Genomic DNA, 25,773 nt, shown 5'->3' on the forward strand with positions numbered 1-25,773 from the left:
CAAGATAGAACAGGTTCTAGAAGAAGGGAACGGTTGAGGAAGGGGCGGTGTCGTCGGGGCCGCCCGTCGGGGGATGAACCTTCCCTCCGTGTCCGTCGCCGAGGTGTGGCTCAGCGGTCGAAGTCGAGCTCCACCGTCTCCGTCAGCGGGTGCGACTGGCAGGCCAGCACATACCCGGCCTCCGTCTCCTCCGCCTCCAGCGCGAAGTTGCGGTCCATGCGCACGTCGCCCGAGACGAGGAAGGCCCGGCAGGTGCCGCACACCCCGCCCTTGCAGGCGTAGGGCGCGTCGGGACGGTTGCGCAGCACCGTCTCCAGCAGGGACTCGCCGTCCTGTACCGGCCAGGTGCCACCGCGCCCGTCGAGCCGGGCGGTGACGGTGCTGTGCGCGGGCGCCGGGACGGTGGACGCCGGAGCCGCACCCGCGTCCACATGGAAGATCTCCTCGTGGATGCGGGACCGGCTCACGCCCAGCTCGCGCAGCGCCTTCTCCGCACCTTCGACCAGCCCCAGCGGCCCGCACAGGAACCAGCCCGCCACCTGGTCCACCGGCAGCAGCGCGGGCAGCAGTCCCGTGAGCCGCTCGCGGTCCAGACGCCCGGACGGCAGGCCCGCCTGCTGCTCTTCACGGGAGAGCGCGGTCACCAGCTGGAACCGCTCGGGGTAGCGGTCCTTCAGGTCGGCGACCTCCTCCAGGAACATCGTCGAGGCGGCCGTACGGTCGCCGCGTATCAGGCAGAACCGGGCCTCGGGCTCGCGCGCCAGCAGGGTGGAGACGATCGAGAGCACCGGGGTGATGCCGCTGCCGCCGACGATCGCCGCGTACAGATCGGGTGCCGGTTCGAGGGTGAAGCGTCCGGCCGGGGTCATCACCTCCAGCTCGTCACCGACGTTGATCTCCTTGAGCGCGTACGTCGAGAAGGCACCGCCCTCGACCAGCCGTACCCCCACCCGCAGCGTGCCGGGTCCCTCGCCGGCCGGGTCGGGGGCCGGGGAGCAGATCGAGTAGGTCCGCCGTATCTCGGTGGCGTCCGCCTGCCGCCGCAGGGCGAGGTGCTGGCCCGGTGCGTGCCGGTACTCCTCGCGCAGGCCGGGCGGGACGGTGAAGGTGAGGGCGACGGAGTCGTCGGTGAGCCGGTCGACCGCGGCCACCTGGAGCGGGTGGAAGCGCGCCATCACAACTCCTTGAAGTGGTCGAAGGGTTCACGGCAGGACAGACAGCGGCGCAGCGCCTTGCACGCGGTGGAGGAGAACCTGCTGAGCAGCTCGGTGTCCGCGCAGCCGCAGTGCGGGCAGTGGACCGGGGCGGTGTCCTCGGCGAGGGTGCGGGTCGCGCCCAGGGTCAGGGCCACCGGTCCCGAGTCATGGCGCACGCGCGGCGGAGCGATGCCGAACTCCTGGAGCTTGCGGCGGCCTTCGGGGGTGATGTCGTCGGTCGACCAGGCGGGGCTGAGCACCGTACGGACGGTGACCTCGCGCATGCCGTGGGCGCGCAGCGCCCGCTCGATGTCCGTGCTCATCGCCTCGATGGCGGGGCAGCCGGTGTACGTCGGGGTCAGGTCGACCTCGACACTGTCGCCACCGCTGACGTGCACCGCACGCAGCACACCGAGCTCCTGGAGCGTGAGCACGGGCAGTTCGGGGTCGGGCACCGAGCCGGCCAGCTCCAGCAGCTCCGCCTCCAGGGCGGTGGCCGTCACCACGACGCCCCCGGGTGGCTGCGGTGCAGGTGCTGCATCTCGGCGAGCATCCGCCCGAACGGCTCGGTGTGCAGGCCCTGGCGGCCGGCGCCCGCCGACCAGGCGCCCGAGCGCGGTCCCTCGGGCACGGTCAGGGTGGCCCGGCCGAGCACGGCCGTCACGGACTGGAGCCAACGGGCCTCCAGGTCCGCCCAGTCGACGTCCACGCCCTCCACCGGCTGGAACATCTCCCCGGTGAACCGCCACAGCGCCTCGCACGCCCGCTGCATCCGCTCGCGGCTGGCCTCGGTGCCGTCGCCGAGCCGCAGCGTCCACTGCTCGGCGTGGTCGCGGTGGTAGGCGACCTCCTTGACGGCCTTTGCGGCCAGGGGCGCGAACGGGCCGTCTCCTGCAGCCAGTTCGGTGTGGAGCAGGTGCTGGTAGGTGGAGAAGTACAGCTGGCGGGCGATGGTGTGGGCGAAGTCGCCGTTCGGCTGCTCGACCAGCTGGAGGTTGCGGAAGGCCCGCTCCTCGCGCAGGTAGGCCAGCTCGTCCTCGTCGCCGGCCATCGACAGCAGCACCCGGGCCTGGCCGAGCAGGTCGAGCGCGATGTTGGCGAGGGCGACCTCCTCCTCGAGGACGGGTGCGTGCCCGGCCCACTCGCCGAGGCGGTGGGAGAGCACCAGCGCGTCGTCGCCGAGGGCGAGCGCGGCGGTCGCGGGGACGGTCGCGGTCACAGGTGCTTCACCCCTTCCGGGATCTCGTAGAAGGTCGGGTGCCGGTAGGGCTTGTCGGCGGACGGCTCGAAGAAGGGGTCCTTCTCGTCCGGCGAGGACGCGGTGATCGCGGCGGCCGGGACGACCCAGATCGAGACGCCCTCGCCGCGCCGGGTGTACAGGTCGCGGGCGTTGCGCAGGGCCAGCTCCGCATCCGGTGCGTGCAGGCTGCCGGCGTGGGTGTGGGAGAGGCCGCGGCGGGAGCGCACGAAGACCTCCCACAGGGGCCAGTCGGTGTTCGTCATGCTCGCGTCTCTCCCGTCCCACCGGCGGTGCCGGTGTGCTTGGCCGCGTAGGCCGCGGCCGCTTCCCGTACCCATGCGCCCTCGTCGTGTGCTCGCCTGCGCTGGGTGATCCGCTGCTCGTTGCACGGGCCGTTGCCCTTGAGGACCTCCCAGAACTCCGTCCAGTCGATCGCGCCGAAGTCGTGGTGTCCCCGCTCCTCGTTCCACCGCAGGTCCGGGTCGGGGAGGGTGAGGCCCAGGGACTCGGCCTGGGGGACGCAGATGTCGACGAAGCGCTGGCGCAGCTCGTCGTTGGAGTGGCGCTTGATCTTCCAGTCCATCGACTGGGCGGAGTGCTGGGACTCGTCGTCCGGCGGGCCGAACATCATCAGTGAGGGCCACCACCAGCGGTTCACCGCGTCCTGGGCCATCGCGTGCTGCTCCGGGGTGCCCTTGCCGAGGGCGAGCAGCAGCTCGTAGCCCTGGCGCTGGTGGAAGGACTCCTCCTTGCAGATCCGCACCATCGCGCGGGCGTACGGGCCGTAGGAGCAGCGGCACAGGGGGACCTGGTTGGTGATCGCGGCGCCGTCCACCAGCCAGCCGATCGCGCCGACGTCGGCCCAGGTCAGCGTCGGGTAGTTGAAGATCGACGAGTACTTCTGGCGGCCGCTGTGCAGCTTGTCGAGCAGTTCGTCACGGCTGGTGCCGAGGGTTTCGGCCGCGCTGTACAGGTACAGGCCGTGGCCGGCCTCGTCCTGGACCTTGGCCATCAGGATCGCCTTGCGGCGCAGGCTGGGCGCGCGGGTGATCCAGTTGGCCTCCGGCTGCATGCCGATGATCTCGGAGTGTGCGTGCTGGGCGATCTGGCGGACCAGCGTCGCGCGGTAGGCGTCGGGCATCCAGTCGCGCGGCTCGATGCGCTCGTCCGCGGCCACGGCCGTGTCGAAGGCGCGCTGGTACGCCGACGTGTCGACGGCGGGCTCCCGTGCGCCGTCCGCCTCGGTGCCGGTCGTGCGGTGCGCGGCTGCTGTGGCCATGCGGTCCCCCTGACCTAGGGCTCTGCTTGAAATGGTCCCGACCGATCGTTCGGTCCGTGCGCCATCAATGGTGTGCCGGGCCGCTGCGAGTGTCAACCGCTGTGGAAAACCCTGCGGTCGGCCTGTGGAAAACCGCAGGGCGAGCGGCACGGCGTGGTGAGGGCCACTGACCCGGGCCGCACCCGGGGCTGCGCCGAGCGGCCGGTGCTGAGTACCGTTCCGTGCGAGTGCCGTGGAGTGGCGCTCGGGAAAGACGAGGCGCCTGTGACGGTGGCTGGACGACGGAGCGGAAGCGGGGGACGGGGCCGAATGGACGCGTACGACGAGGACTCGCAGGCCCGACCGGTGCCGGACGGGTCGACCGGGGCGCGTCGCCCGCAGGACCCGGGGGAGCGCGAGGGGCCTTCTGCCCGGGAGGGCTCCGGCGATCCTGATCGCGCTTTCGCCCGGGACGGCTCCGGCGATCCTGACGGCCCCCTCGTCCGGGACGGCTCAGCCGACCCCGACCCCGCCTTCGCCCGGGAGGTCTCCGCCGGGCGGCCACCGGCCGGGCAGAGCGCAGGCGGCCCGGATGGTCCGCTCGCCGAGGAGGCCTTCGCCGGCCCAGGCAGCCCCCTGGCCGGGGAGATCGCCGACGGCGGCCCCGACGGCTCCCCGCCTCCCGAGTCCCCGCCCCTCCCGCCGCCACCCCGCACCGGTGTCGCCGCCCTCTCCCCGCGCTACCAGGTCGGCGCGGCCATAGCCCTCGCGGTGATCGCCGTCGCCGCCTGTGTCCATCTGGGGATGGTGTTCCTCAGCCTCGCGCCGGCGAACACGGTGACCAAGCAGCACGGCAAGGCCATCGAGCAGTGGGTGTACCCGGAGTTCGAGCAGAACTGGAAGCTGTTCGCCCCGAACCCGCTGCAGCAGAACATCGCCGTCCAGGTGCGCGCCGAGGTGCGGATGAAGGACGGCAGCACGCGCACCACCGGCTGGAACGACCTCTCCGCCCGTGACGGCGCCGCCATCGACGGCAGTCTGGTGCCGAGCCACACCCAGCAGAACGAGCTGCGCCGGGCCTGGGACTTCTTCGTCGCCACGCACGGCCCCGACAACCGGTCCGTGGGCATGCGCGGCGCGCTCTCCGAGCAGTACGTGCGCCGGATCGTCGTGATGCGCCTGTACCGGGAGGACGCGATCAGCCGGGAGGGCGTCATACAGCGCGTGCAGATCCGCTCCAGCACCACCAATGTGCAGCCGCCGAAGTGGAGCCCCGAGAGGATCTCCGACAAGCCGGTCTACCGTCTGCTGCCCTGGTGGACGGTGTCGGCCGACGAGGCCGCGGGAGGTGTGCGGTGAACCGTCTCTCCCTGACCCTCTCGCGCGGCATCGCCCGCGTCACCGAGTCGGCGCTCGGCCCCTACCAGAGCGCCGTGATCCGCATCGGCTTCGCGGCGACCTGGCTGCTCTTCCTGCTGCGGGAGTTCCCCCACCGCCAGGAGCTGTACGGCCCCGACGGCCCCTGGAGCTGGGATCTCGCCCAGCAGCTGACCTCCGACAACCACGCCTTCACGGCCCTGATGTGGTCCGACGGCCAGGCCTGGTTCGAGGCCTTCTACCTGCTGGCGATCCTCTCCAGCGCGGCGCTGCTGGTCGGCTGGCGCACCCGGACCGCGTCGGTGCTGTTCATGGTCGGCGTGCTGTCGCTGCAGAACCGCAGCGTCTTCGTGGGCGACGGCGGCGACAACGTCCTGCACCTGATGTCGATCTACCTGGTGTTCACGCGCTGCGGTCAGGTGTGGTCCCTCGACGCGCGGCGGGCGGCCCGCAAGGAGGCGGCACGCGCGCGTGGGGAGCAGGTCCGTGCCGACCGGGTCGGACCGGTGCTGTGGGCGGGGCTCGGGCTCGCGCTGGCCGGTGTGACGCTGGCCGGCCGGTTCGACAACGGCTGGCTGGTGCCCGCGCTGCTGTGGACGGCGTGGGCCGTGCTCGGTCTGTGGGGTGTGGTGCAGCGCCGGGCCACGTGGCAGGAGCCGCGGATCCTGCTGGACGTGATCGCCAACATCCTGCACAACGGCGCCCTGGTCGTGATCATGGCGGAGGCCTGCCTGATCTACGCCACGGCCGGCTGGTACAAGATCCAGGGCTCGCGCTGGCAGGACGGCACCGCCGTCTACTACCCGCTCCACCTGGACTATTTCTCGCCCTGGCCGGGCCTGGCCGACCTGATGTCCTCCAGCGGCACGATCATGATGATCGTGACCTACGGGACGGTCATGGTGCAGGTCGCCTTCCCGTTCACGCTGTTCAACCGACGGGTCAAGAACGTCCTGCTGGTGCTGATGATGACCGAGCACGCCGTGATCGCGGTCGTCCTCGGGCTGCCGTTCTTCTCGCTCGCGATGATCACCGCGGACGCCGTCTTCCTGCCCACGTCCTTCCTGCTGCTGCTCGGCGGCTGGGCGGCACGCGCGCGCGGACGGCTGCTCGGGCGCGGCGACAGCGACGGCGACGGCGACCGTACGCTGCCGGCCCCGCGCTCCCCGCAGGAGAGCACCGAGGGGCGCGTAGGGTTCAGCGCATGAGCGACCCCGTGACCCGTTGGCGCGCGTGTGCGGGCGGCTCCGTGCTGCTCGACGGCTTCCACGCCCTCAAGCACGCGCTGCGCTTCGGCGCCGAGGTCCCGGTGGCGGTCACCACCGACCGGCGGGCGGCGCTCGCCCTCGCCGCCGAGCTGGCCGAGGACATCGGCGCCACGCTGGACGCGCTCCTGACGGAGGTGCCCGAGCAGACCTATGCCTCCCTCGTGCCGCGCCCCCATCCGACGGGCGTGGCCGCCCTGGCCGTACGGCCGTCCCGCGAGGCAAGTCTCAAGGCGCTCGCCCGCATGCCGCGCCGCGCGCCGGTCGTGGTCCTGGACAACCCGCGCAACCTCGGCAACGCCGGAGCCGTGATCCGGCTGGCCGCCGGGTTCGGGGCGACCGGAGTGGTCACCACCGGCACGCTCGACCCCTGGCACCCCACGGTGGTGCGCGGCGGGGCGGGCCTGCACTTCGCGACCGCCGTGGAGCGGCTCGACGTCGACGAGCTGCCCGCCGGGCCGCTGTTCGCCCTCGATCCCGAGGGGGAGGACATCCGGGGCACGAAGCTGCCCGACGACGCGGTGCTGGCGTTCGGCTCGGAGCGAAGCGGCCTGTCGCCGCAGCTGCGCGCGCGGGCCGACCACCTGCTGCGCCTGCCGATGCGCCCCCAGGTCTCCAGCTACAACCTGGCCACGAGCGTGGCGATGACGCTGTACCACTGGAGTGCCACTGGGGGCGCACCCACAGCGGCCTAGAGCGTCGTCCCAGGGCATCGTCCACGGGCGTCGTCCCAGGGCATCGTCCACGGGCGTCGTCCCAGGGCATCGTCCACGGGCGTCGTCCCAGGGCATCGTCCACGGGCGTCGTCCCAGGGTGCCCCGGGACGACGCCCGCCGGAGCGTCACACCTCCCGGCGGACCTCCACCACCCGGAAGCGGTTCGCCACGAACGCGCCGTCCGTGAGGGCCGCGTTCGCCGCCGGGTTGCCGCCCGAGCCGTGGAAGTCGGAGAAGGCGGCCGTCTGGTTCACGTACACCCCGCCGGTCAGGTTGAGCGACAGCTGGGCGGACTCCTCCAGACAGACCTCCGCGATCGCCTGCTCGACCTCGGCGTCGGTCGTGTAGGCACCGACCGTCATCGCGCCCTTCTCGCGGATCGTGCGGCGCAGCAGCTCCACGGCGTCGGTCGCCGAGTCGACCGCGACGGCGAAGGAGACGGGGCCGAAGCACTCGCTCATGTAGGCGGCCTCGTCGTCCGGCTTGGCGCCGTCCAGCTTGACGATCACCGGCGTGCGGACGACCGCGCCCGGGAACTCGGGGTTGCCGATCTCCCGGGAGGCCAGGGCGACCTCGCCGAGGCCGGCGGCCGCCTCCAGGCGGGCCTTCACGTCCGGGTTGACGATCGCGCCGAGCAGGGCGTTGGCGCGGGCGTCGTCGCCGAGCAGGCCGTCGACCGCGCGGGCGAGGTCGGAGACCACCTCGTCGAAGGTCTTGGGGCCCTCGTCGGTGCGGATGCCGTCGCGCGGCACGACCAGGTTCTGCGGGGTGGTGCACATCTGGCCGCTGTACAGGGACAGCGAGAAGGCCAGGTTGGACAGCATGCCCTTGTAGTTGCCGGCCGACTCCACGACGACCGTGTTGACGCCGGCCTTCTCCGTGTAGACCTGGGCCTGGCGGGCGTTGGCCTCCAGCCAGTCGCCGAAGGACGTCGAGCCGGTGTAGTCGATGATCCTGATCTCGGGACGGGTGGCGAGGGTCTTGGCGATGCCCTCGCCGGGGCGCTCGGCGGCCAGCGCGACCAGGTTCGCGTCGAAGCCGGCCTCGGCGAGCACCTCCCGGGCGATCTGGACGGTGAGGGCGAGCGGCAGCACCGCGCGCGGGTGCGGCTTGACCAGGACCGCGTTGCCGGTCGCCAGGGAGGCGAACAGGCCCGGGAAGCCGTTCCAGGTCGGGAAGGTGTTGCAGCCGATGACCAGGCCGATGCCGCGCGGGACCGGCGTGAACTGCTTGGTCAGCGCCAGCGGGTCGCGCTTGCCCTGGGGCTTGGTCCACTCCGCCGTCTGGGGCGTGCGGACCTGCTCCGCGTACGCGTAGGCCACCGCCTCCAGGCCGCGGTCCTGGGCGTGCGGGCCGCCCGCCTGGAACGCCATCATGAAGGCCTGGCCGCTGGTGTGCATGACCGCGTGCGCGAACTCGTGCGTCCGGTCGCTGATCCGCTTGAGGATCTCCAGGCAGACCACCGCGCGCGTCTCCGCGCCCGCGTCGCGCCAGGCGCGCTGACCGGCCTTCATCGCGGGCAGCAGCACGTCGATGTCCGCGTGCGGGTAGGTCACCCCCAGCTCGATGCCGTACGGCGACACCTCGCCGCCGACCCAGTCGTCCGTGCCGGGCTGGCCGAGGTCGAGGCGGGTGCCGAGAAGGGCGTCGAAGGCGGCCTTGCCCGCCGCCGCGTCCAGGCTGCCGTGCTCGCCGTAGGCCTTGGGATGCTCGGGGTGGGGCGACCAGTACGCGCGGGTGCGGATGGCCTCCAGCGCCTGGTCGAGCGTGGGCCGGTGCTTCGCGATCAGCTCGTGGGGGGTCAGTTGGGCGGCCATGCGGGACCAACTCCTCGTCTGGAGAACTCTTCGTCGAGTTCGACCTGGGCGGAAACAGAGGCAGGAACGGGCGGTCAGAGCTAGAGTAACCGAACGATCGGTCGGTACAAGGGGGTCCGCCGCATCTGTGGACAACGTCGTGCGGGAGGATCGCGCACATGACAGCACTCGACCTCAGCAGCCCCGTGGCCGTCGTCGGCACCGGCACCATGGGTCAGGGAATCGCCCAGGTTGCGCTGGTCGCCGGCCACCCGGTGCGGCTCTACGACACCGTTCCCGGGCGCGCCCAGGAGGCGGCCGAGGCGATCGGCGCCCGCCTCGACCGGCTCGTGGCGAAGGACCGGCTCGGCGCCGCCGACCGGGACGCGGCCCGCGCCCGGCTCACGCCCGCGGGCAGCCTCGCCGAGCTGGCCGACTGCGGGCTGGTCGTCGAGGCCGTCCTGGAGCGGCTGGACATCAAGCAGCAGCTCTTCCGCGAGCTGGAGGAGGTCGTCGACGAGGACTGTCTGCTCGCCACCAACACCTCGTCCCTGTCGGTGACGGCCATCGGCGGCGCGCTCGTCAACCCCGGCCGTTTCCTGGGCCTGCACTTCTTCAACCCGGCCCCGCTGCTGCCGCTGGTCGAGGTCGTCTCCGGGTTCGCCACCGACGTCACGTCGGCCACGCGCGCGTACGAGACCGCACGCGCCTGGGGGAAGACCCCCGTGGCCTGCGCGGACACCCCCGGCTTCATCGTCAACCGGATCGCCCGGCCCTTCTACGCCGAGGCCTTCGCCGTCTACGAGGCCCAGGCCGCCGACCCGGCCACCATCGACGCGGTGCTGCGCGAGTCGGGCGGCTTCAAGATGGGCGCGTTCGAGCTGACCGATCTCATCGGCCAGGACGTGAACGAGTCCGTCACCCACTCGGTGTGGCAGTCCTTCTTCCAGGACGTCCGCTTCACTCCCTCGCTGGCCCAGCGCCGGCTGGTCGAGTCCGGGCGGCTCGGCCGCAAGTCCGGGCACGGCTGGTACGACTACGCCGAGGGCGCCGAGCGCGACGAGCCGCACACCGCCGAGAAGGCGCAGCCGCCCGCGTACGTCGTCGCCGAGGGCAGTCTCGGGCCCGCGGCCGAGCTTCTCGCGCTGATCCGCGAGGCGGGTATCCAGATCCGCGAGGAGGACGAGGATCACGGCACCCGGCTGTTGCTGCCGAGCGGCGGCCAGCTGGTCCTCGCCGACGGCCAGACCTCCGTGGAGTTCCGCGACGTCGTCTACTTCGACCTCGCCCGCGACTACCGCACGGCCACCCGTATCGCGCTGTCCGCCTCGAAGGACACCGCACCGCAGACCCTCGCCGAGGCCACCGGCCTCTTCCAGGCGCTCGGCAAGGACGTCAGCGTCATCGGAGACGTCCCCGGCATGATCGTCGCCCGTACGGTCGCCCGGATCGTGGATCTCGCGCTCGACGCCGTCGCCAAGGGCGTGGCCACCGAGGAGGACATCGACACCGCGATGCGCCTCGGCGTCAACTACCCGCTCGGCCCCTTCGAGTGGAGCCGCAGGCTCGGCCGCGGCTGGGCCTACGACCTGCTCGACGACCTGCACCTGCGCGACCCCTCCGGCCGGTACGCGCCGTCCCTCGCGCTCTACCGTCACGCGTACGCCACCGACCAGCGGGAGGGGACCCCATGACCACCGCCAAGCGCGACACGTACACCCCGGAGACGCTGCTCTCCGTCGCCGTCCAGGTCTTCAACGAGCGTGGTTACGACGGCACCTCCATGGAGCACCTCTCCCGGGCGGCCGGCATCTCCAAGTCGTCCATCTACCACCACGTCAGCGGCAAGGAGGAGCTGCTGCGCCGGGCGGTCAGCCGGGCACTGGACGGGCTGTTCGGGATCCTGGACGAGGAGCACGCGCGCGTGGGGTGCGCCGCGGACCGTCTGGAGCACGTCGTGCGGCGCATGGTCGAGGTGCTCTTGGCCGAGCTGCCGTACGTGACGCTGCTGCTGCGCGTACGCGGAAACACGGAGACCGAGCGCTGGGCGCTGGAGCGGCGCCGCGACTTCGACCACCAGGTCGCCGAGCTGCTGAAGGCTGCGGCCGCCGAGGGGGACATACGCGGCGACGTGGAGGTGCGCCTGGCCACCCGGCTGGTCTTCGGGATGATCAACTCCATCGTGGAGTGGTACCGGCCCGACGTGCGCGGTGCCAGCGGACGCGAGGTGGCCGACGCGGTGGTCCGGCTGGTTTTCTCGGGACTGCGCCGGCCCTGACATCCGGCTGACGCAAGGCTGACGTCCGGCCCTGATGTCCGACGGAACTGACGTCCCACAGACGTCCGGCCCTGATGTCCGACGGAACTGACGTCCCACAGACATCCGGCTGATGTCCGATCGACGTCCGACCCGGCGCCGGGCGTGACGTCCGGCCTGGCGCCGGGCGCGAGGTCCGGCCTGGCGCCGGGCGCGAGGTCCGGCCTGATATCAGGTCTCCGGCTCCAGGTCCTCTTCCTCGAACACCAGCAGCGTGCGGGTGCTGAGCACCTCGGGGATCGCCTGGAGCCGGGTGAGCACCAGCTCGCGCAGCGCCCGGTTGTCGGGCGCGTGCACCAGGAGCAGGACGTCGAAGTCGCCGCCCACCAGGGCGATGTGGGAGGCGCCGGGCAGCTGTCTGAGCTGCTCGCGGACCGTGCGCCAGGTGTTCTGGACGATCTTCAGCGTGACGTACGCCGAGGTGCCGTGTCCTGCCCGCTCATGGTCGACGCGAGCGCTGAACCCCCGGATCACCCCGTCCTCGACGAGACGGTTGATGCGCGCGTAGGCGTTGGCGCGGGAGACGTGGACGCGTTCGGCGACCGACCGTATCGAGGAGCGTCCGTCGGCCTGCAGGATTTTCAGGATGTCCTGGTCGATGGCGTCCAGCGGGCGTGGCGGCGGCAGAGCTGTGCCGTCCTGCGGTCCGTCGGCCATTTGTTCAGCTGCCATGTCCCCCCGCTTCATCGCCGTGGACGTCCTGCATTCATTCCAGGTTGTGGAGAACCGTTTGTCCACAGCCTTGCGGGGCCTGTAGCCAAAATGTGCCGACGACCGAACAATCGGTTGGTGAGGCGAGTCACAGCCGACCCGCCTCCCGTAGCCGCTCCCACGAGGAGGTGCCGTCATGACGGTCATGGAGCAGCGGGGCGCGTACCGGCCATCGCCGCCGCCCGCCTGGCAGCCCCGTATGGACCCCGCGCCGCTGCTGCCCGACGCCGAGCCCTACCGCGTCCTCGGGACCGAAGCGGCCGCCAAGGCCGACCCGGACCTGCTGCGCCGGCTCTACGTCCAGCTGGTGCGCGGTCGCCGGTACAACACCCAGGCCACCGCGCTGACCAAGCAGGGCCGACTCGCCGTCTATCCGTCCAGCACCGGCCAGGAGGCCTGCGAGGTCGCCACCGCCCTGGCCCTTCAGGAGCGCGACTGGCTCTTCCCCAGCTACCGCGACACCCTCGCCGTCGTCGCCCGTGGCGTGGACCCCGTGGAGGCCCTCACCCTGCTGCGCGGCGACTGGCACACCGGCTACGACCCCCACACGCACCGGGTGGCCCCCCTGAGCACCCCGCTGGCCACCCAGCTCCCGCATGCCGTCGGCCTCGCGCACGCCGCCCGGCTCAAGGGCGACGACGTGGTCGCCCTCGCCATGGTCGGTGACGGCGGCACCAGCGAGGGCGACTTCCACGAGGCGATGAACTTCGCCGCCGTCTGGCAGGCACCGGTCGTCTTCCTCGTGCAGAACAACGGCTTCGCCATCTCCGTCCCGCTCGCCAAGCAGACCGCCGCGCCCTCCCTGGCCCACAAGGCCGTCGGGTACGGCATGCCGGGCCGGCTGGTCGACGGCAACGACGCGGCCGCCATGCACGAGGTCCTCAGCGACGCCGTACGGCACGCCCGTGCGGGCGGCGGGCCGACCCTGGTGGAGGCCGTGACGTACCGCATCGAGGCCCACACCAACGCCGACGACGCCACCCGCTACCGGGGCGACGCCGAGGTCGAGGCCTGGCGCGCCCACGACCCCGTCCAGCTGCTGGAGAGGGAGCTGACCGCGCGCGGACTGCTCGACGAGGCCGGCATCGAGGCTGCCCGGCAGGACGCCGAGGCGATGGCCGCCGACCTGCGAGAGCGCATGAACCGAGACCCCGAGCTCGACCCCATGGACCTCTTCGACCACGTCTACGCCGAGACCACCGCGCAACTGCGCGAGCAGCGCGCCCTGCTGCGCGCCGAGCTGGAGGCGGAGCAGCACGACCAGGAAGGCGACCTGCGATGACCACCGTCGCCGTCAAGCCCGCCACCATGGCGCAGGCCCTCACGCGCGCGATGCGCGACGCGATGGCCGCCGACCCCACCGTGCACGTCATGGGCGAGGACGTCGGCACCCTCGGCGGTGTCTTCCGGGTCACCGACGGCCTCGCCAAGGAGTTCGGCGAGGACCGCTGCACCGACACCCCGCTCGCGGAGGCGGGCATCCTCGGCACCGCCGTAGGCATGGCCATGTACGGCCTGCGCCCGGTGGTCGAGATGCAGTTCGACGCGTTCGCCTACCCGGCCTTCGAGCAGCTGATCAGCCACGTCTCGCGGATGCGCAACCGCACGCGCGGACGGATGCCCCTGCCGATCACCGTCCGGATCCCCTACGGCGGCGGCATCGGCGGCGTCGAGCACCACAGCGACTCGTCCGAGGCCTACTACATGGCCACCCCGGGCCTGCACGTCGTCACGCCCGCCACGGTCGCCGACGCCTACGGGCTGCTGCGCCAGGCCATCGCCTCCGACGACCCGGTCGTGTTCCTGGAGCCCAAGCGGCTCTACTGGTCGAAGGACAGCTGGAACCCCGAGCACCCCACGGACGTGGAGCCCATCGGGCGCGCGGTGGTGCGCCGTGCGGGCACCAGCGCCACGCTCATCACCTACGGCCCGTCCGTGCCGGTCTGCCTGGAGGCCGCCGAAGCCGCCCGGGCGGAGGGCTGGGACCTGGAGGTCGTCGACCTGCGCTCCCTGGTGCCGTTCGACGACGAGACGGTCTGCGCGGCCGTGCGGCGCACCGGGCGCGCGGTCGTCGTACACGAGTCCACCGGGTTCGCAGGCCCGGGCGCCGAGATCGCGGCCCGCATCACCGAACGCTGCTTCCACCACCTGGAGGCGCCGGTGCTGCGCGTGGCCGGTTTCGACATCCCCTACCCGCCGCCCATGCTGGAGCGGCACCACCTGCCCGGCGTCGACCGCATCCTGGACGCCGTGGCGCGCCTGCAGTGGGAGGCCGAGGGCTGATGGCACAGGTGCTGGAGTTCAAGCTCCCCGACCTCGGCGAGGGCCTCACCGAGGCGGAGATCGTCCGCTGGCTGGTGCAGGTCGGAGACGTCGTCGCCGTCGACCAGCCGGTCGTGGAGGTCGAGACGGCCAAGGCGATGGTCGAGGTCCCCTGCCCCTACGGCGGCGTCGTCACCGCCCGCTTCGGCGACGAGGGCACGGAACTCCCCGTGGGAGCGCCGCTGCTGACGGTGGCCGTGGGCCCGTCGGCTCCCGGAGGGGAGAGCGAGGGGTCCGGCAACGTGCTGGTCGGGTACGGCACCTCGGAAGCGCCGGCCCGCCGGCGCCGGGTACGGCCGGCACCGGTCGGGACCGCCGAAGGGCGCACCGGTGCGGACCGGCCGCGGGCCGCGAACGCGCTGTCCGGGGCAGGTGCCGAGGTGCGGCCGGGCCGTCCGGCGGCCCTCGCCGAGCCGTCCCCGGCGCGCGTGGCAGCAGCCCCGGCCGAAGGCCCCGTACCCGTGATCTCCCCCCTGGTCCGCCGCCTCGCCCGCGAGGGCGGCGTGGATCTGCGCCACCTGGTGGGCTCGGGACGGGACGGGCTGATCCTGCGCGCGGACGTCGAGCACGCCCTCAGGGCCCAGGCGGCACCCGCCCGCACGGCCGGGGCACCAGCCCGCACGGCCGAGGCGCCCGCCGCCCCCGTGACACAGGCACCGGCCGCCCGTGTCTCCCCCGTCCGCAATGGCATCCGCACGCCCCTCAAGGGCGTCCGCGGCGCCGTCGCCGACAAGCTCTCCCGCAGCCGCCGGGAGATCCCCGACGCGACCTGCTGGGTCGACGCCGACGCGACGGAACTGCTGCGCGCACGGGCCGCGATGAACGCCGCCGGAGCACCGAAGATCTCCCTCCTCGCGCTCCTCGCCCGCATCTGCACCGCGGCCCTCGCGCGGTACCCCGAGCTGAACTCCTACGTCGACGTCGACGCCCGCGAGGTCGTCCAGCTCGACCAGGCGCACCTCGGGTTCGCCGCGCAGACCGAGCGCGGCCTGGTCGTACCGGTCGTCCGGGACGCCCACGCGCGCGACGCCGAGTCGCTGACCGCCGAGTTCGCCCGGCTCACCGAGGCCGCCCGGGCCGGGACGCTGACCCCCGGGGAACTCACCGGCGGGACCTTCACCTTGAACAACTACGGAGTCTTCGGCGTCGACGGGTCCACCCCGATCATCAACCACCCCGAGGCGGCCATGCTGGGCGTCGGCCGCATCATCCCCAAGCCCTGGGTGCACGAGGGCGAGCTGGCCGTGCGCCGGGTCGTCGAGCTCTCGCTCACCTTCGACCACCGCGTGTGCGACGGCGGCACGGCAGGGGGCTTCCTGCGGTACGTGGCGGACTGCGTGGAGCAGCCGGCGGTTCTGCTGCGCACTCTGTGACCCACGCCCGGGTCTCGTTCACCCCCTGAGCGGACATACTCGGGGGGTGACCGTCACCCCGCCCGCCGCTTCCGCGACCACCGCGCCCTACGACGCGGTGGTGCTGGCCGGCGGTGCCGCCCGGCGGCTCGGCGGGGCCGACAAGCCCGGCCTGCGGGTCGGCGGGCGCGCGCTGCTCGACCGGGTGCTCGCGTCCTGTGCGGGCGCCCGCACGACGGTCGTCGTCGCCGACGCCCGGTCCACCGCCCGCCCGGTGCACTGGGCGCGCGAGGAGCCGCCCGGCGCCGGACCGGTCGCCGCGCTGGAGGCCGGCCTGCGGCTCACCACGGCCGAGCACACCGTCGTCCTCTCCGCCGACCTGCCGTTCCTCGAAGCGGCCACCGTGGAACGGCTGTTGGCCGCCCTGCGCGACACCGGCGCCGACGGCGCGCTGCTCACCGACACCGACGGCCGCGACCAGCCGCTCGTCGCCGCCTACCGCTCCGCCGCGCTGCGCCGTGCACTCGCGCCCCTCGCCGCCGCGCCCGGCGGCCTGACCGGCCTGCCCCTGCGCCGACTGACCGGCGCCCTCGATCTCACCCGCGTCCCGGACCCGCTCGCCTCCTTCGACTGCGACACCTGGGACGACATCGCCAGCGCGAGGGCACGCATCAGGGAGCATGGGCACGTGTTGGATGAATGGATCTCCGCAGTCAAGGACGAGCTGGGCATCGACCTCGACGTCGACACCGGCGCCCTGCTCGACCTGGCCCGTGATGCCGCGCACAGCGTGGCCCGGCCCGCCGCGCCGCTGACCACCTTCCTCGTCGGCTACGCCGCAGCCCGCGGCAAGGGCGGCCCCGAGGCCGTCGCCGAGGCCGCCCGCAAGGCCGCCGCACTGGCGCTGCGCTGGGAGGACGAGGCCGAAGAGAACACAGAGAAGGGTGCGGGCCCCTCGGGCCCGGACGCCGGATGACCGCCTCAGGCACCCGGACCGGGGCGGCCGCCGAGGAGAGCGACGACCTGGACGTCGAGGAGGCCCTGGCTCTCGTGAGGGAACGCAAGGACGGCAGCGACGCACCGGTGCCCTCCCCCGCCGCCCCCGGCGAACGGCACCAAGCCACCCCCTGGCCCCAGGCACGGGAGATCGCCGCCCACGCCGCCCGCTCGGGCAGCCGCAGCGACCCCGTCTCCGTCCCCCTCGCCGATGCCCTCGGCCTGGTCCTCGCCGACCCCCTGGACGCCCTCACCGACCTGCCCTCCTTCGACACCTCGGCGATGGACGGCTGGGCCGTCGCCGGACCCGGCCCCTGGGAGGTGCGGGACGAGGGCGTGCTCGCCGGACATGACCAGCCCGAGCCGCTGACCGACGGCCAGGCGGTCCGTATCGCGACCGGCGCCCGCATCCCGGCCGACACCACCGCCGTCCTGCGCAGCGAACACGGCCGCACCGACGCCCAGGGCCGCCTCCACGCCACCCGGGAGGTCAGCCACGGCCAGGACATCCGCCCGCGCGGCCAGGAGTGCCGCAACGGCGACCAGCTGCTGCCCGTCGGCACCCTGGTCACCCCCGCCGTCCTGGGCCTCGCCGCGGCCGCCGGATACGACACCGTCACCGCCGTTGTGCGCCCGCGCGTCGAAGTCCTCGTCCTCGGCGACGAACTGCTCACCGAGGGACTCCCGCACGACGGACTGATCCGGGACGCGCTCGGCCCCATGCTGCCGCCCTGGCTGCGCGCCATGGGCGCCGAGGTCATCGCCGTTCGCCGACTGGGGGACGACGCCAGGGCCCTGCGCAAGGCGCTCACCGCCTCCGACGCCGACCTCGTCGTCACCACCGGCGGCACGGCTTCCGGCCCCGTCGACCACGTCCACCCCACCCTGGAACGCATCGGCGCTGAACTCCTCGTCGACGGTGTCAAGGTGCGCCCCGGCCACCCCATGCTGCTGGCCCGCACCAAGGAGAACCAGCACCTCGTCGGCCTGCCCGGCAACCCCCTCGCGGCCGTCTCCGGCCTGCTCACCCTCGCCGAGCCGCTGCTGCGCACCCTCGCCGCCCGCCCCGCGCCCGAGCCGTACACGCTGCCACTGCGGGAGGCGGTGCAGGGGCATCCGTACGACACCCGGCTCATCCCCGCGGTACTGCGCGGCGACAGTGCCGTACCGCTCCACTACAACGGCCCGGCCATGCTGCGCGGGATCGCCGCCGCCGACGCGCTCGCCGTCGTACCGCCGGGCGGGGCCCGGCAGGGCGAGGAGGCCGAGCTGCTGGATCTGCCGTGGGCGGCGGCCGGAATCGGGGTGTGTTTCACGTGAAACTTCCGGGCCAGGACGCCATCGCCCGCCACGCGGGCGAGGACCTGGTGCCCCGGCGGGTGAAACTCCCGAGGAAAGTGGTGGAGCGCCCCCTGCGCCAGGTCGCCAAACGGCTGCTCATGGCCCTTGCGGTGCTCGTCGCCACCGCACTGATCGTCTACGCCGACCGCGCCGGCTACCGCGACAACGCCGACGGCCCGGTGGACCTGCTCGACGCGTTCTACTACGCGACCGTCACCCTCTCCACCACCGGGTACGGCGACATCACCCCGGTCAGCGACGGCGCCCGGCTCATGAACATCCTCGTCATCACACCCCTGCGGGTGCTGTTCCTGATCATCCTGGTCGGCACCACGCTGGAGGTCCTCACCGAACGCACCCGGGAGGAATGGCGGCTGAACCGATGGAGGTCCACGTTGCGCGATCACACCGTCGTCATCGGCTTCGGCACGAAAGGACGGTCGGCGGTCCAGACCGTCTGCGCCACCGGGCTGCGGAAGGAGCAGGTCGTCGTGGTCGACCCCAGCTCCAAGGTGATCGACGCCGCGACCGCCGAGGGCTACGCGGGCGTCATGGGCGACGCCACCCGCAGCGAGGTGCTCAAGCGGGCCGAGGTCCACAAGGCACGGCAGATCATCGTCGCCCCGCAGCGCGACGACACTGCCGTCCTCGTCACCCTGACGGCCCGGCAGCTCAACCGGAGCGCGAAGATCGTGGCCGCCGTGCGCGAGGAGGAGAACGCCCCGCTGCTCAAGCAGTCCGGCGCCGACGCCGTCATCACCAGCTCCGGCGCGGCCGGCCGGCTGCTCGGCCTCTCCGTGCTCAGCCCCGCCGCCGGCATGGTCATGGAGGACCTGATCCAGCAGGGCAGCGGTCTGGACCTGGTCGAACGGCCCGTGGTGCGGGCCGAGGCGGGCAGGTCCCCGCGCGAGACGGACGACCTCGTGGTGAGCGTCGTACGAGGCCACCGGGTGCTCGGGTACGACGACCCGGCCATCGGCACGCTCCAGCTCACGGACCGCCTGATCACGATCGTGCGCGCGACCCCCGGCGTGCGGGTCACCCCACATCCCCGCCCGCTGCCGAGCGACTGAGCGGGCCTGCCCCGGAGAGGACGGGGGCGGGGAGTAGCGTCGCCGGTATGCATGCGATCACGATTCCCGAACCTGGCGGTCCCGAGGCACTGGTGTGGGACGAGGTCCCCGATCCGGTGCCTGCCGAGGGCGAAGTGCTGGTCGAGGTGGTGGCCAGTGCCGTCAACCGCGCCGACATCCTGCAGCGGCAGGGCTTCTACAACCCGCCGCCCGGTGCGTCCCCGTACCCCGGCCTGGAGTGCTCCGGCAGGATCGTCGCACTCGGCTCGGGGGTCTCCGGCTGGGCCGTCGGAGACGAGGTGTGCGCGCTGCTCGCGGGCGGTGGCTACGCCGAGAAGGTCGCCGTTCCGGCCGGGCAGCTGCTGCCCGTTCCCGCCGGCGTGGACCTGAAGCAGGCGGCCGCTCTGCCCGAGGTGGTCTGCACGGTCTGGTCCAACGTCTTCATGGTCGCCCATCTGCGGCCCGGCGAGACCCTGCTGGTGCACGGTGGCTCCAGCGGCATCGGCACGATGGCGATCCAGCTGGCCAAGGCCGTCGGTGCCAGGGTCGCGGTGACCGCCGGGACCAAGGAGAAGCTGGAGAACTGCGCCGAGCTGGGCGCGGACGTGCTGATCAACTACCGCGAGCAGGACTTCGTCGCCGAGATCACGCAGGCCACGGACGGCGCGGGTGCCGACGTCATCCTCGACAACATGGGCGCCAAGTACCTGGACCGCAATGTGCAGGCCCTCGCGGTCAACGGGCGGCTCGCGATCATCGGCATGCAGGGCGGCATCAAGGGCGAGCTGAACATCGCCAGTCTGCTGAACAAGCGGGCCGCCATCAGCGCGACCTCGCTGCGGGCCCGGCCGCTGAGCGAGAAGGCGGCCATCGTGGCCGCCGTGCGCGAGCATGTGTGGCCGCTGCTCGAGGCCGGGCAGATCCGCCCGGTCGTCGACCGCGAGCTGCCGATGCCGCGGGCGGACGAGGCACACCGGGTGCTGGAGGCGAGCGGCCACATCGGCAAGGTGCTGCTGGTGACGCAGTAGTCGGCGTATCGGCAAGGTGCTGGTGACGCAGCAACCGGCGTATCGGCAAGATGTTGATGAACGCAGTAACCGACGGACCGGCTCCGCAGCCGCGGCCCGGGGCGGCATCAGCTGCGGCGTACCCGCATGCCCAGGAGCGCGAGTCCGAGGCCCAGACCGATGAGGACCAGCCCGCTGCCGAGCGGCAGGATCTGCAAAGTGGGTTCGGCGGGGCCTCCGCCCTGGTGGACGGCGTTCTGGTCCGCGGGCGGCAGCGCGGGCCGGGCGGGGTCCAGCCCGGCCTCCCGGGGCGAGTCGGAGGCCGTCGACGTCCCGACCGGGGCGTCCGCGGTCTCCGGCTCCTGCGGGTAGGCGGCGTCAGGCTCGGGGTCCTCGGGGTCCTCGGGGTCCCTTGTGACCGGGCCGGTGTCGTCGTCACCCTCCTCCTCGGCGGCCGGCCCGTCCGGGCGGCCCGGACGTATCCGGCCCTCGCCGGCTCTGCTCCCGGCCCGCGACGGCTCGGGCGCGCGGGAGGACGGGGCGACGGAGACCAGCGCGGCGGCGGAGGCCGGGACCCGTGCGGTCGGGGAGGCGGAGGAGGAGGCGGAGGAGACGGGCCGCGCAGCGGGCGTGGCGGAGTCCGCCGGGGCGGCCTCCGCGCCGTACGCGGTGGCTGTGCCGTACACCGGCGCCGCCGTCGCGAGAACGAGCAGCAGCCGCACGAAGCGCAGCGTGAGTCGCAGCCATGGAGTCACGTCGGTGACCTCTCGGAGCCCAGTCCCCGTGCCGACGACGATCGGACGGAATCCAGCCTCACATTTCAGGACAGATGAAGCATTTCCTGTTGGGCTGTCGGGTCTAAACGGTGGATCACTCACGCGAGGGGGCACCACGGTGGTGAGGTGTAGGCGTGCGAGAGAATGGCGGCATGGAGATGCCGAGGAACGAACGGTCGCCGGAGAATCCGCAGATCCTGGTCGTGGGCCAGGACGGCATGGCGCTCAGCGGCGGCAACGGAGACGAGGACTCCCGCGAGACGCCGGTGACGGACCAGGTGGAACAGCCCGCCAAGGTCATGCGCATCGGAAGCATGATCAAGCAGCTCCTGGAGGAGGTGCGCGCCGCTCCTCTGGACGAGGCGAGCCGGGCCCGGCTCAAGCAGATCCACCGCAGTTCGGTGAAGGAGCTGGAGGACGGCCTCGCCCCGGAGCTGGTCGACGAGCTGGAGCGGCTCTCCCTGCCCTTCATGGACGACGTGACCCCCAGTGACGCGGAACTGCGCATCGCGCAGGCCCAGTTGGTGGGCTGGCTGGAGGGCCTGTTCCACGGCATCCAGACGACGCTGTTCGCCCAGCAGATGGCCGCGCGGGCGCAGCTGGAGCAGATGCGCCGTGCGCTCCCGCCGGGCGTGGGAGGCCACGAGGACGGCGACGACCCCCGGACGGGCGGCCGCTCGGGCGGACCGTACCTGTAGGCGCACGCGCGAGGGCCGGCCTGTAGGTGTACGCACACGGGCTGGTCCGGAGGCGGGACGCACAAAGGTCAGGCCTGGGCTCCGTACACATGGAGGGCTCGGCGGACGGCCGCCGGGCCCTTCGGCATGCGGTGATCTCTGTCACATCTTGATCGCCAAGTGATCGTCAAAAGATTGATCACTTCTATTCTTCCGGGGTTTCAACTCCCAAGGAGGGGACCCCACATGAAGATGCGACGCTCCGCGCTGATCACGGCTGGTGCTCTGGCCTGCCTGGCGATCCCGGCCGTGGCCTCCCCGGCGGCAGCCGACTCGATGGTGACGGGCAGCTGCGGTGTCACCGGTGCCTACGGCGCCTACACGGGCTACTTCGTCAGCAAGACCAGCGTCAACCCGTTGCGGCTGAGAGCGGTCGACACCGCGGCCGACGGCCACCACGCGTCCGTCCGCCTGTCCACCGTCGAGAACGACGGCACCCTCAAGGCGTGGCCCTGGCACGACAACTACGGCGGCAACGGTGCCGACCAGGTCTGGGACACGTCCGCCACGGACACGAACGGCATCGCCGCCGTGCGCATCGACGTCGCCCTCTTCGAGGGCAACGACCTGCTGAAGATCTGCACCTCCGCCAAGCAGGACAACCCCTACAGCTGACGGAGGCCCGTTCACACCTGACGGAGGCCCGTTTCCCTCTCCTCGGTCACTACTCGGGATTGCCGTTCGAGACACTCAGCTCGACCGTCGGCATGCTCTTCGGATCGAGATCGGTGCCCGAGGAGGGGAACTGGTCCAGGACGGTCCCGTCGCCCCAGGTGTTGTTGTTCTCCAGCTTGACCTTGTACTGCCAGCCCGCGGCCTGGAAGCACGCCTTCACGGAGTCGATGTTCTTGTACCGGAAGTCGGGCAGCCGGATCTTGCCCGTTTCGCTGTAGGACTCCTGGGGCTCCGAGCACTCGGTCTTGTCGATCGTCTTCGACCTGTCCGGCCCCCGGTAGCCCGCCGGGTGGCTGGACTTCGACGGGCCGGCGCCGCCGCCGGCCTTGTCGTCGCTGCCGTTGTTGACCGCCAGCGCGATGATCAGGCCGACGACCGCGACCAGGGACACCACGATCGAGCCGATGATCACCGGCTTGTTGCTCCGGCCGCCGCCCTGGCCCTGGGACTGGACCGCGGTCTGGGGCGTGAGGTTGTACGGCGGCGGCGTCGCGGCAGCCTGCTGCCCGTACCCCACCGGAGGCGTCTGGTAGCCGGCCTGCTGCGGATAGCCGTAGGCCGGTGCCGGGGTGGGCGCCGGGGTGCCGTACGGGCCCGGAGCCGGAGTCGGCTGGTACGGCGTCTGCACCGGGCCGGTGGGGGCCGGAGTCGTCTGGTCGACCGGGGGGAACACGGCGGAGCCGACGCCCGCGCCGCTCTGCGCCGGACCGGCGCCCGGCACGATGCTCGGCGCCGCGCTCTGGAGGGAGGCGGCGACCCGCAGGCACTCGTCGCGCATGGACTCGGCGGTCGGGAAGCGCTCGTTCGGGTTCTTCTTCAGCGCGCGGGAGATCAGCGCGTCCACGGCCGGGGGCAGCGATCTGTTGATCGACGAAGGAGCCACCGGCTCCTCCTGCACATGCGCGTACGCGATCGCCAGCGGGGAGTCCGCCTCGAACGGCAGCCGACCGGTGACCAGCTGGAACAGCATGATGCCGACCGAGTACAGGTCGGAGCGGGCGTCCACGCCCCGGCCGAGGGCCTGCTCGGGCGAGAGGTATTGCGGGGTGCCGACGACCATGCCGGTCTGGGTCATGGAGGTGACCCCGGACTGCATGGCGCGGGCGATGCCGAAGTCCATGACCTTGACCACGCCGCGCTTGGTCATCATCACGTTGCCCGGCTTGATGTCGCGGTGGACCAGCCCCATCTCGTGGCTGATCTCCAGCGCGGCCAGCACGTCCGCGGTGACCTTCAGCGCCTTGTCGGCGGGCATCGCGCCGTGCTGCCGGATGTCCTCGTCCAGGACCGAGCCCAGCGGACGGCCCTCGATGTACTCCATGACGATGTACGGCATCGGCGCGCCGTCGCCCGCGGCGGAGCCGCTGGCGGACAGCGTGTCCTCGCCGGTGTCGAAGACGGAGACGATGTTGGTGTGCGTGAGCTTGGCCACGGCCTGGGCCTCGCGGCGAAAGCGCTCGCGGAAAGCCTGCTCCCGGCCCAGCTCGGTGTGGAGCGTCTTGATCGCGACCTGGCGGTCCAGCACGGCGTCGTACGCCAGGTGCACCGAGGCCATGCCGCCTTCACCGAGCAAGTCGCGCAGCTGGTAGCGGCCGCCGGCCAGCGACCATCCCGAGTACCGGCCCTGTGCGCCGTCCTGGCTCATCTCTCCGCGTCCCCCACTGGCCGTCCGGCGCCCTCATTGAGCGAACAAGCCTTGATCGAATGTGTCATTCCCGGCCAAGTCTGCCCCAGGGCACCGACACGTCAAGCGCGGTGCCCGTTCCGTGACCGTACGCGAAAGAAGCGTCGCGGAAGCGTTACAGCGGGCGTACGACCGGCTCACAGAATTTGCACGACAGCGCGTGCTACGGGTTTCATGACCGGTCCGTCTGGAGCCGGTCCAGGTGCCGATCCCGGACCGGTGGCTTGCGCGGAGGCTGTAGCGTGGCCGACGGAGACCGTAACAACACCGCGCGCACCGCGGGCAGAAACGACGGCGAGGACCGATGGCACAGACGCACAGCGCCCAGGGCCCGTCCGACCCCGAGGCGACTGGCGGCGGTATGTCAGAGACGCCGGAGATGTGGGGCAACGGAGGGCTCGTCGGCGACGGCCGGTACCGGCTGACCCACCGGCTGGGCCGGGGCGGCATGGCCGAGGTCTTCGCCGCCGAGGACGTCCGTCTGGGCCGCACGGTCGCGGTCAAGCTGCTCCGTGCCGACCTGGCCGAGGACCCGACGTCCAAGGCCCGCTTCACGCGCGAGGCCCAGTCGGTGGCCGGGCTCAACCACCACGCGATCGTCGCCGTGTACGACTCCGGCGAGGACTTCGTGGGCGGCCAGTCGGTGCCGTACATCGTGATGGAGCTGGTCGAGGGCCGCACCATCCGTGACCTGCTGCTGAACGCCGAGGCGCCGGGTCCCGAGCAGGCCCTGATCATCGTCTCCGGGGTGCTGGAGGCGCTCGCCTACTCGCACCAGCACGGCATCGTGCACCGTGACATCAAGCCCGCGAACGTGATCATCACGAACAACGGCGCCGTCAAGGTGATGGACTTCGGCATCGCCCGCGCCCTGCACGGTGCGTCGACAACGATGACGCAGACCGGCATGGTCATGGGCACCCCGCAGTACCTCTCCCCGGAGCAGGCGCTCGGCAAGGCCGTCGACCACCGCTCCGACCTGTACGCGACCGGCTGCCTGCTGTACGAACTCCTCGCGCTCCGGCCGCCGTTCACCGGTGAGACCCCGCTGTCGGTGGTCTACCAGCACGTCCAGGACATCCCGACCCCGCCCTCCGAGTTCTCCGACGGCTGCCCGCCGGAGCTGGACGGCATGGTCATGCGCTCGCTCGCCAAGGAACCCGACGACCGGTTCCAGACGGCCGAGGAGATGCGCGGCATGGTCCAGTACGGCCTGCAGATGCTGTACGACCAGGGCGGCCACACCGGCACCTGGAACACCGGCCCGGTGACGGCGCACGACGGTCGCAGCACCCCGGCGGGCGGCTTCGCGGGCACGACCGCGATGCAGCACCCGGGCGACTTCGGCGCGGGCACCGCGCAGATCCCGCAGCCGATCCTGCCCACCGGATACGGCAACGGGGACGACGGCGGTTTCGAGGGGCACGGCAACAAGGGCAGCGGACGCGGCAAGCTGTGGATACTCGCCGTCTTCGCGGTGATCGCGATCGCGGCGGGTGTCGCGATCGCGCTCCAGCACAAGAACACCGGCACCGGTACAGACACCGGTCCGACGCCGACCCACTCGAAGACCACCAAGGACCAAAAGGCCTCCAAGACGCCGACGGACGACTCCACCGACGAGCCCACCGACCCGGAGACGGACCCCGGGACGGACCCGGGCACCGGTGATTCCGGGTACACGCCGTCGTACACGCCGTCCTACACCCCGTCCCCGTCGATCAGTTCCGAGCCGACGGACGAGCCGACCGACCCGGGGACCACGGACGAGCCGACGGATCCCGCGACCACCCCGTCGGACCCGGCGGACGGCGGGACGGACGCGGGCGCCACGGACGGCGGGACGGACGCGGGCACCACGGTCGGCGGCACGGACGCGGGCACCACGGACGGCACCACCGTCGGCAACGGAACTTGAAGGCCGTCGACGCCGA

At 72.3% G+C, this 25,773-nt stretch carries 24 protein-coding genes; 15 read left to right on the top strand and 9 right to left on the bottom strand.

Annotated features, from left to right (window positions below):
- Positions 1 to 110: 110 nt before the first annotated feature.
- From AB0H32_RS10460 to paaA, 5 genes are read right to left on the bottom strand one after another with little or no spacing between them, the layout of a single operon-like run.
- Positions 111 to 1,175, bottom strand: a complete 1,065-nt coding sequence (locus AB0H32_RS10460) for a 2Fe-2S iron-sulfur cluster-binding protein (RefSeq protein WP_361117345.1) — start codon at positions 1,173 to 1,175, stop codon at positions 111 to 113.
- Positions 1,175 to 1,702: a 1,2-phenylacetyl-CoA epoxidase subunit PaaD gene (paaD, locus tag AB0H32_RS10465; RefSeq protein WP_361117348.1), complete on the bottom strand. Its 528-nt coding sequence runs from the start codon at positions 1,700 to 1,702 to the stop codon at positions 1,175 to 1,177. The genes AB0H32_RS10460 and paaD overlap by 1 nt, the downstream gene beginning before the upstream one ends.
- Entirely contained in the window at positions 1,696 to 2,415 is a 720-nt protein-coding gene (gene paaC / locus AB0H32_RS10470; protein WP_361117351.1) for a 1,2-phenylacetyl-CoA epoxidase subunit PaaC, read from the bottom strand. Before paaC ends, paaD begins: the two co-directional genes overlap by 7 nt.
- Complete coding sequence (gene paaB / locus AB0H32_RS10475) at positions 2,412 to 2,699, bottom strand: 1,2-phenylacetyl-CoA epoxidase subunit PaaB (RefSeq protein ID WP_361117354.1); 288 nt, start codon at positions 2,697 to 2,699, stop codon at positions 2,412 to 2,414. Before paaB ends, paaC begins: the two co-directional genes overlap by 4 nt.
- Entirely contained in the window at positions 2,696 to 3,715 is a 1,020-nt protein-coding gene (paaA, locus tag AB0H32_RS10480) for a 1,2-phenylacetyl-CoA epoxidase subunit PaaA (protein WP_361117357.1), read from the bottom strand. Before paaA ends, paaB begins: the two co-directional genes overlap by 4 nt.
- Before the next feature lie 309 nt (positions 3,716 to 4,024).
- Between paaA and AB0H32_RS10485 the strand changes: the two genes are divergently transcribed.
- From AB0H32_RS10485 to AB0H32_RS10495, 3 genes are read left to right on the top strand one after another with little or no spacing between them, the layout of a single operon-like run.
- On the top strand, positions 4,025 to 5,053 hold the full coding sequence (locus AB0H32_RS10485; protein WP_361117359.1) for a DUF5819 family protein: 1,029 nt from the start codon (positions 4,025 to 4,027) through the stop codon (positions 5,051 to 5,053).
- On the top strand, positions 5,050 to 6,279 hold the full coding sequence (locus tag AB0H32_RS10490) for an HTTM domain-containing protein (protein WP_361117362.1): 1,230 nt from the start codon (positions 5,050 to 5,052) through the stop codon (positions 6,277 to 6,279). Before AB0H32_RS10485 ends, AB0H32_RS10490 begins: the two co-directional genes overlap by 4 nt.
- Positions 6,276 to 7,031: a TrmH family RNA methyltransferase gene (locus tag AB0H32_RS10495; RefSeq protein WP_361117365.1), complete on the top strand. Its 756-nt coding sequence runs from the start codon at positions 6,276 to 6,278 to the stop codon at positions 7,029 to 7,031. Before AB0H32_RS10490 ends, AB0H32_RS10495 begins: the two co-directional genes overlap by 4 nt.
- Before the next feature lie 146 nt (positions 7,032 to 7,177).
- Here the strand turns inward: AB0H32_RS10495 and paaN are convergent, their stop codons facing one another.
- Positions 7,178 to 8,869: a phenylacetic acid degradation protein PaaN gene (paaN, locus tag AB0H32_RS10500; RefSeq protein WP_361117368.1), complete on the bottom strand. Its 1,692-nt coding sequence runs from the start codon at positions 8,867 to 8,869 to the stop codon at positions 7,178 to 7,180.
- 158 nt (positions 8,870 to 9,027) lie between these two features.
- Here paaN and AB0H32_RS10505 point away from each other — a divergent pair, with 158 nt between their 5' ends.
- Positions 9,028 to 10,542: a 3-hydroxyacyl-CoA dehydrogenase gene (locus AB0H32_RS10505; protein WP_361117371.1), complete on the top strand. Its 1,515-nt coding sequence runs from the start codon at positions 9,028 to 9,030 to the stop codon at positions 10,540 to 10,542.
- Positions 10,539 to 11,126, top strand: coding sequence for a TetR/AcrR family transcriptional regulator (locus AB0H32_RS10510; protein ID WP_361117374.1), 588 nt, complete (start codon positions 10,539 to 10,541; stop codon positions 11,124 to 11,126). The genes AB0H32_RS10505 and AB0H32_RS10510 overlap by 4 nt, the downstream gene beginning before the upstream one ends.
- Before the next feature lie 210 nt (positions 11,127 to 11,336).
- Here the strand turns inward: AB0H32_RS10510 and AB0H32_RS10515 are convergent, their stop codons facing one another.
- The gene (locus AB0H32_RS10515; RefSeq protein ID WP_361117520.1) at positions 11,337 to 11,822 is read right to left on the bottom strand and encodes an Lrp/AsnC family transcriptional regulator; all 486 of its coding nucleotides are present in this window, start codon (positions 11,820 to 11,822) and stop codon (positions 11,337 to 11,339) included.
- 190 nt (positions 11,823 to 12,012) lie between these two features.
- Between AB0H32_RS10515 and pdhA the strand changes: the two genes are divergently transcribed.
- The 7 genes from pdhA to AB0H32_RS10550 are packed head-to-tail and all read left to right on the top strand — an operon-like array spanning position 12,013 to position 19,988.
- Entirely contained in the window at positions 12,013 to 13,158 is a 1,146-nt protein-coding gene (gene pdhA, locus AB0H32_RS10520) for a pyruvate dehydrogenase (acetyl-transferring) E1 component subunit alpha (protein ID WP_361117377.1), read from the top strand.
- On the top strand, positions 13,155 to 14,159 hold the full coding sequence (locus AB0H32_RS10525; protein WP_361117380.1) for an alpha-ketoacid dehydrogenase subunit beta: 1,005 nt from the start codon (positions 13,155 to 13,157) through the stop codon (positions 14,157 to 14,159). Before pdhA ends, AB0H32_RS10525 begins: the two co-directional genes overlap by 4 nt.
- Entirely contained in the window at positions 14,159 to 15,571 is a 1,413-nt protein-coding gene (locus AB0H32_RS10530) for a dihydrolipoamide acetyltransferase family protein (protein ID WP_361117383.1), read from the top strand. The genes AB0H32_RS10525 and AB0H32_RS10530 overlap by 1 nt, the downstream gene beginning before the upstream one ends.
- Positions 15,572 to 15,617: 46 nt before the next feature.
- Positions 15,618 to 16,526 (top strand): NTP transferase domain-containing protein, encoded by a 909-nt coding sequence (locus tag AB0H32_RS10535; protein ID WP_361117386.1) that lies wholly within the window; start codon positions 15,618 to 15,620, stop codon positions 16,524 to 16,526.
- Positions 16,523 to 17,866 (top strand): molybdopterin molybdotransferase MoeA, encoded by a 1,344-nt coding sequence (locus AB0H32_RS10540; protein WP_361117389.1) that lies wholly within the window; start codon positions 16,523 to 16,525, stop codon positions 17,864 to 17,866. The genes AB0H32_RS10535 and AB0H32_RS10540 overlap by 4 nt, the downstream gene beginning before the upstream one ends.
- Complete coding sequence (locus tag AB0H32_RS10545; RefSeq protein WP_361117392.1) at positions 17,863 to 18,960, top strand: potassium channel family protein; 1,098 nt, start codon at positions 17,863 to 17,865, stop codon at positions 18,958 to 18,960. Before AB0H32_RS10540 ends, AB0H32_RS10545 begins: the two co-directional genes overlap by 4 nt.
- Before the next feature lie 47 nt (positions 18,961 to 19,007).
- Positions 19,008 to 19,988 (top strand): NAD(P)H-quinone oxidoreductase, encoded by a 981-nt coding sequence (locus AB0H32_RS10550; RefSeq protein ID WP_361117395.1) that lies wholly within the window; start codon positions 19,008 to 19,010, stop codon positions 19,986 to 19,988.
- Between the two features lie 107 nt (positions 19,989 to 20,095).
- Here AB0H32_RS10550 and AB0H32_RS10555 read toward each other — a convergent pair whose 3' ends face one another.
- Complete coding sequence (locus AB0H32_RS10555; RefSeq protein WP_361117398.1) at positions 20,096 to 20,722, bottom strand: hypothetical protein; 627 nt, start codon at positions 20,720 to 20,722, stop codon at positions 20,096 to 20,098.
- Between the two features lie 173 nt (positions 20,723 to 20,895).
- On the opposite strand from AB0H32_RS10555, the gene AB0H32_RS10560 reads away from it, so the two are divergent.
- Both AB0H32_RS10560 and AB0H32_RS10565 read left to right on the top strand, forming a co-directional pair.
- Entirely contained in the window at positions 20,896 to 21,441 is a 546-nt protein-coding gene (locus AB0H32_RS10560; protein ID WP_361117401.1) for a bacterial proteasome activator family protein, read from the top strand.
- Positions 21,442 to 21,666: 225 nt separating this feature from the next.
- Entirely contained in the window at positions 21,667 to 22,095 is a 429-nt protein-coding gene (locus tag AB0H32_RS10565; RefSeq protein WP_361117404.1) for a hypothetical protein, read from the top strand.
- Positions 22,096 to 22,144: 49 nt separating this feature from the next.
- Here the strand turns inward: AB0H32_RS10565 and AB0H32_RS10570 are convergent, their stop codons facing one another.
- The gene (locus tag AB0H32_RS10570) at positions 22,145 to 23,800 is read right to left on the bottom strand and encodes a protein kinase (RefSeq protein WP_361117407.1); all 1,656 of its coding nucleotides are present in this window, start codon (positions 23,798 to 23,800) and stop codon (positions 22,145 to 22,147) included.
- 343 nt (positions 23,801 to 24,143) lie between these two features.
- On the opposite strand from AB0H32_RS10570, the gene AB0H32_RS10575 reads away from it, so the two are divergent.
- Complete coding sequence (locus AB0H32_RS10575) at positions 24,144 to 25,757, top strand: protein kinase (RefSeq protein WP_361117410.1); 1,614 nt, start codon at positions 24,144 to 24,146, stop codon at positions 25,755 to 25,757.
- Positions 25,758 to 25,773: the final 16 nt, after the last annotated feature.

The sequence above is a fragment of the Streptomyces sp. NPDC020362 genome (assembly GCF_040642095.1).
In the GTDB taxonomy this organism is placed as follows: domain Bacteria; phylum Actinomycetota; class Actinomycetes; order Streptomycetales; family Streptomycetaceae; genus Streptomyces.

What these genes read in the sequence shown, in the direction of transcription:
- AB0H32_RS10460 (WP_361117345.1), bottom strand. Translation starts at nt 1,175, where the DNA reads ATGGCGCGCTTCCACCCGCTCCAGGTGGCCGCGGTCGACCGGCTCACC.
- paaB (WP_361117354.1), bottom strand. Translation starts at nt 2,699, where the DNA reads ATGACGAACACCGACTGGCCCCTGTGGGAGGTCTTCGTGCGCTCCCGC.
- paaA (WP_361117357.1), bottom strand. Translation starts at nt 3,715, where the DNA reads ATGGCCACAGCAGCCGCGCACCGCACGACCGGCACCGAGGCGGACGGC.
- AB0H32_RS10485 (WP_361117359.1), top strand. Translation starts at nt 4,025, where the DNA reads ATGGACGCGTACGACGAGGACTCGCAGGCCCGACCGGTGCCGGACGGG.
- AB0H32_RS10495 (WP_361117365.1), top strand. Translation starts at nt 6,276, where the DNA reads ATGAGCGACCCCGTGACCCGTTGGCGCGCGTGTGCGGGCGGCTCCGTG.
- paaN (WP_361117368.1), bottom strand. Translation starts at nt 8,869, where the DNA reads ATGGCCGCCCAACTGACCCCCCACGAGCTGATCGCGAAGCACCGGCCC.
- AB0H32_RS10505 (WP_361117371.1), top strand. Translation starts at nt 9,028, where the DNA reads ATGACAGCACTCGACCTCAGCAGCCCCGTGGCCGTCGTCGGCACCGGC.
- AB0H32_RS10510 (WP_361117374.1), top strand. Translation starts at nt 10,539, where the DNA reads ATGACCACCGCCAAGCGCGACACGTACACCCCGGAGACGCTGCTCTCC.
- AB0H32_RS10515 (WP_361117520.1), bottom strand. Translation starts at nt 11,822, where the DNA reads ATGGCCGACGGACCGCAGGACGGCACAGCTCTGCCGCCGCCACGCCCG.
- pdhA (WP_361117377.1), top strand. Translation starts at nt 12,013, where the DNA reads ATGACGGTCATGGAGCAGCGGGGCGCGTACCGGCCATCGCCGCCGCCC.
- AB0H32_RS10525 (WP_361117380.1), top strand. Translation starts at nt 13,155, where the DNA reads ATGACCACCGTCGCCGTCAAGCCCGCCACCATGGCGCAGGCCCTCACG.
- AB0H32_RS10530 (WP_361117383.1), top strand. Translation starts at nt 14,159, where the DNA reads ATGGCACAGGTGCTGGAGTTCAAGCTCCCCGACCTCGGCGAGGGCCTC.
- AB0H32_RS10540 (WP_361117389.1), top strand. Translation starts at nt 16,523, where the DNA reads ATGACCGCCTCAGGCACCCGGACCGGGGCGGCCGCCGAGGAGAGCGAC.
- AB0H32_RS10550 (WP_361117395.1), top strand. Translation starts at nt 19,008, where the DNA reads ATGCATGCGATCACGATTCCCGAACCTGGCGGTCCCGAGGCACTGGTG.
- AB0H32_RS10560 (WP_361117401.1), top strand. Translation starts at nt 20,896, where the DNA reads ATGGAGATGCCGAGGAACGAACGGTCGCCGGAGAATCCGCAGATCCTG.
- AB0H32_RS10565 (WP_361117404.1), top strand. Translation starts at nt 21,667, where the DNA reads ATGAAGATGCGACGCTCCGCGCTGATCACGGCTGGTGCTCTGGCCTGC.
- AB0H32_RS10570 (WP_361117407.1), bottom strand. Translation starts at nt 23,800, where the DNA reads ATGAGCCAGGACGGCGCACAGGGCCGGTACTCGGGATGGTCGCTGGCC.
- AB0H32_RS10575 (WP_361117410.1), top strand. Translation starts at nt 24,144, where the DNA reads ATGGCACAGACGCACAGCGCCCAGGGCCCGTCCGACCCCGAGGCGACT.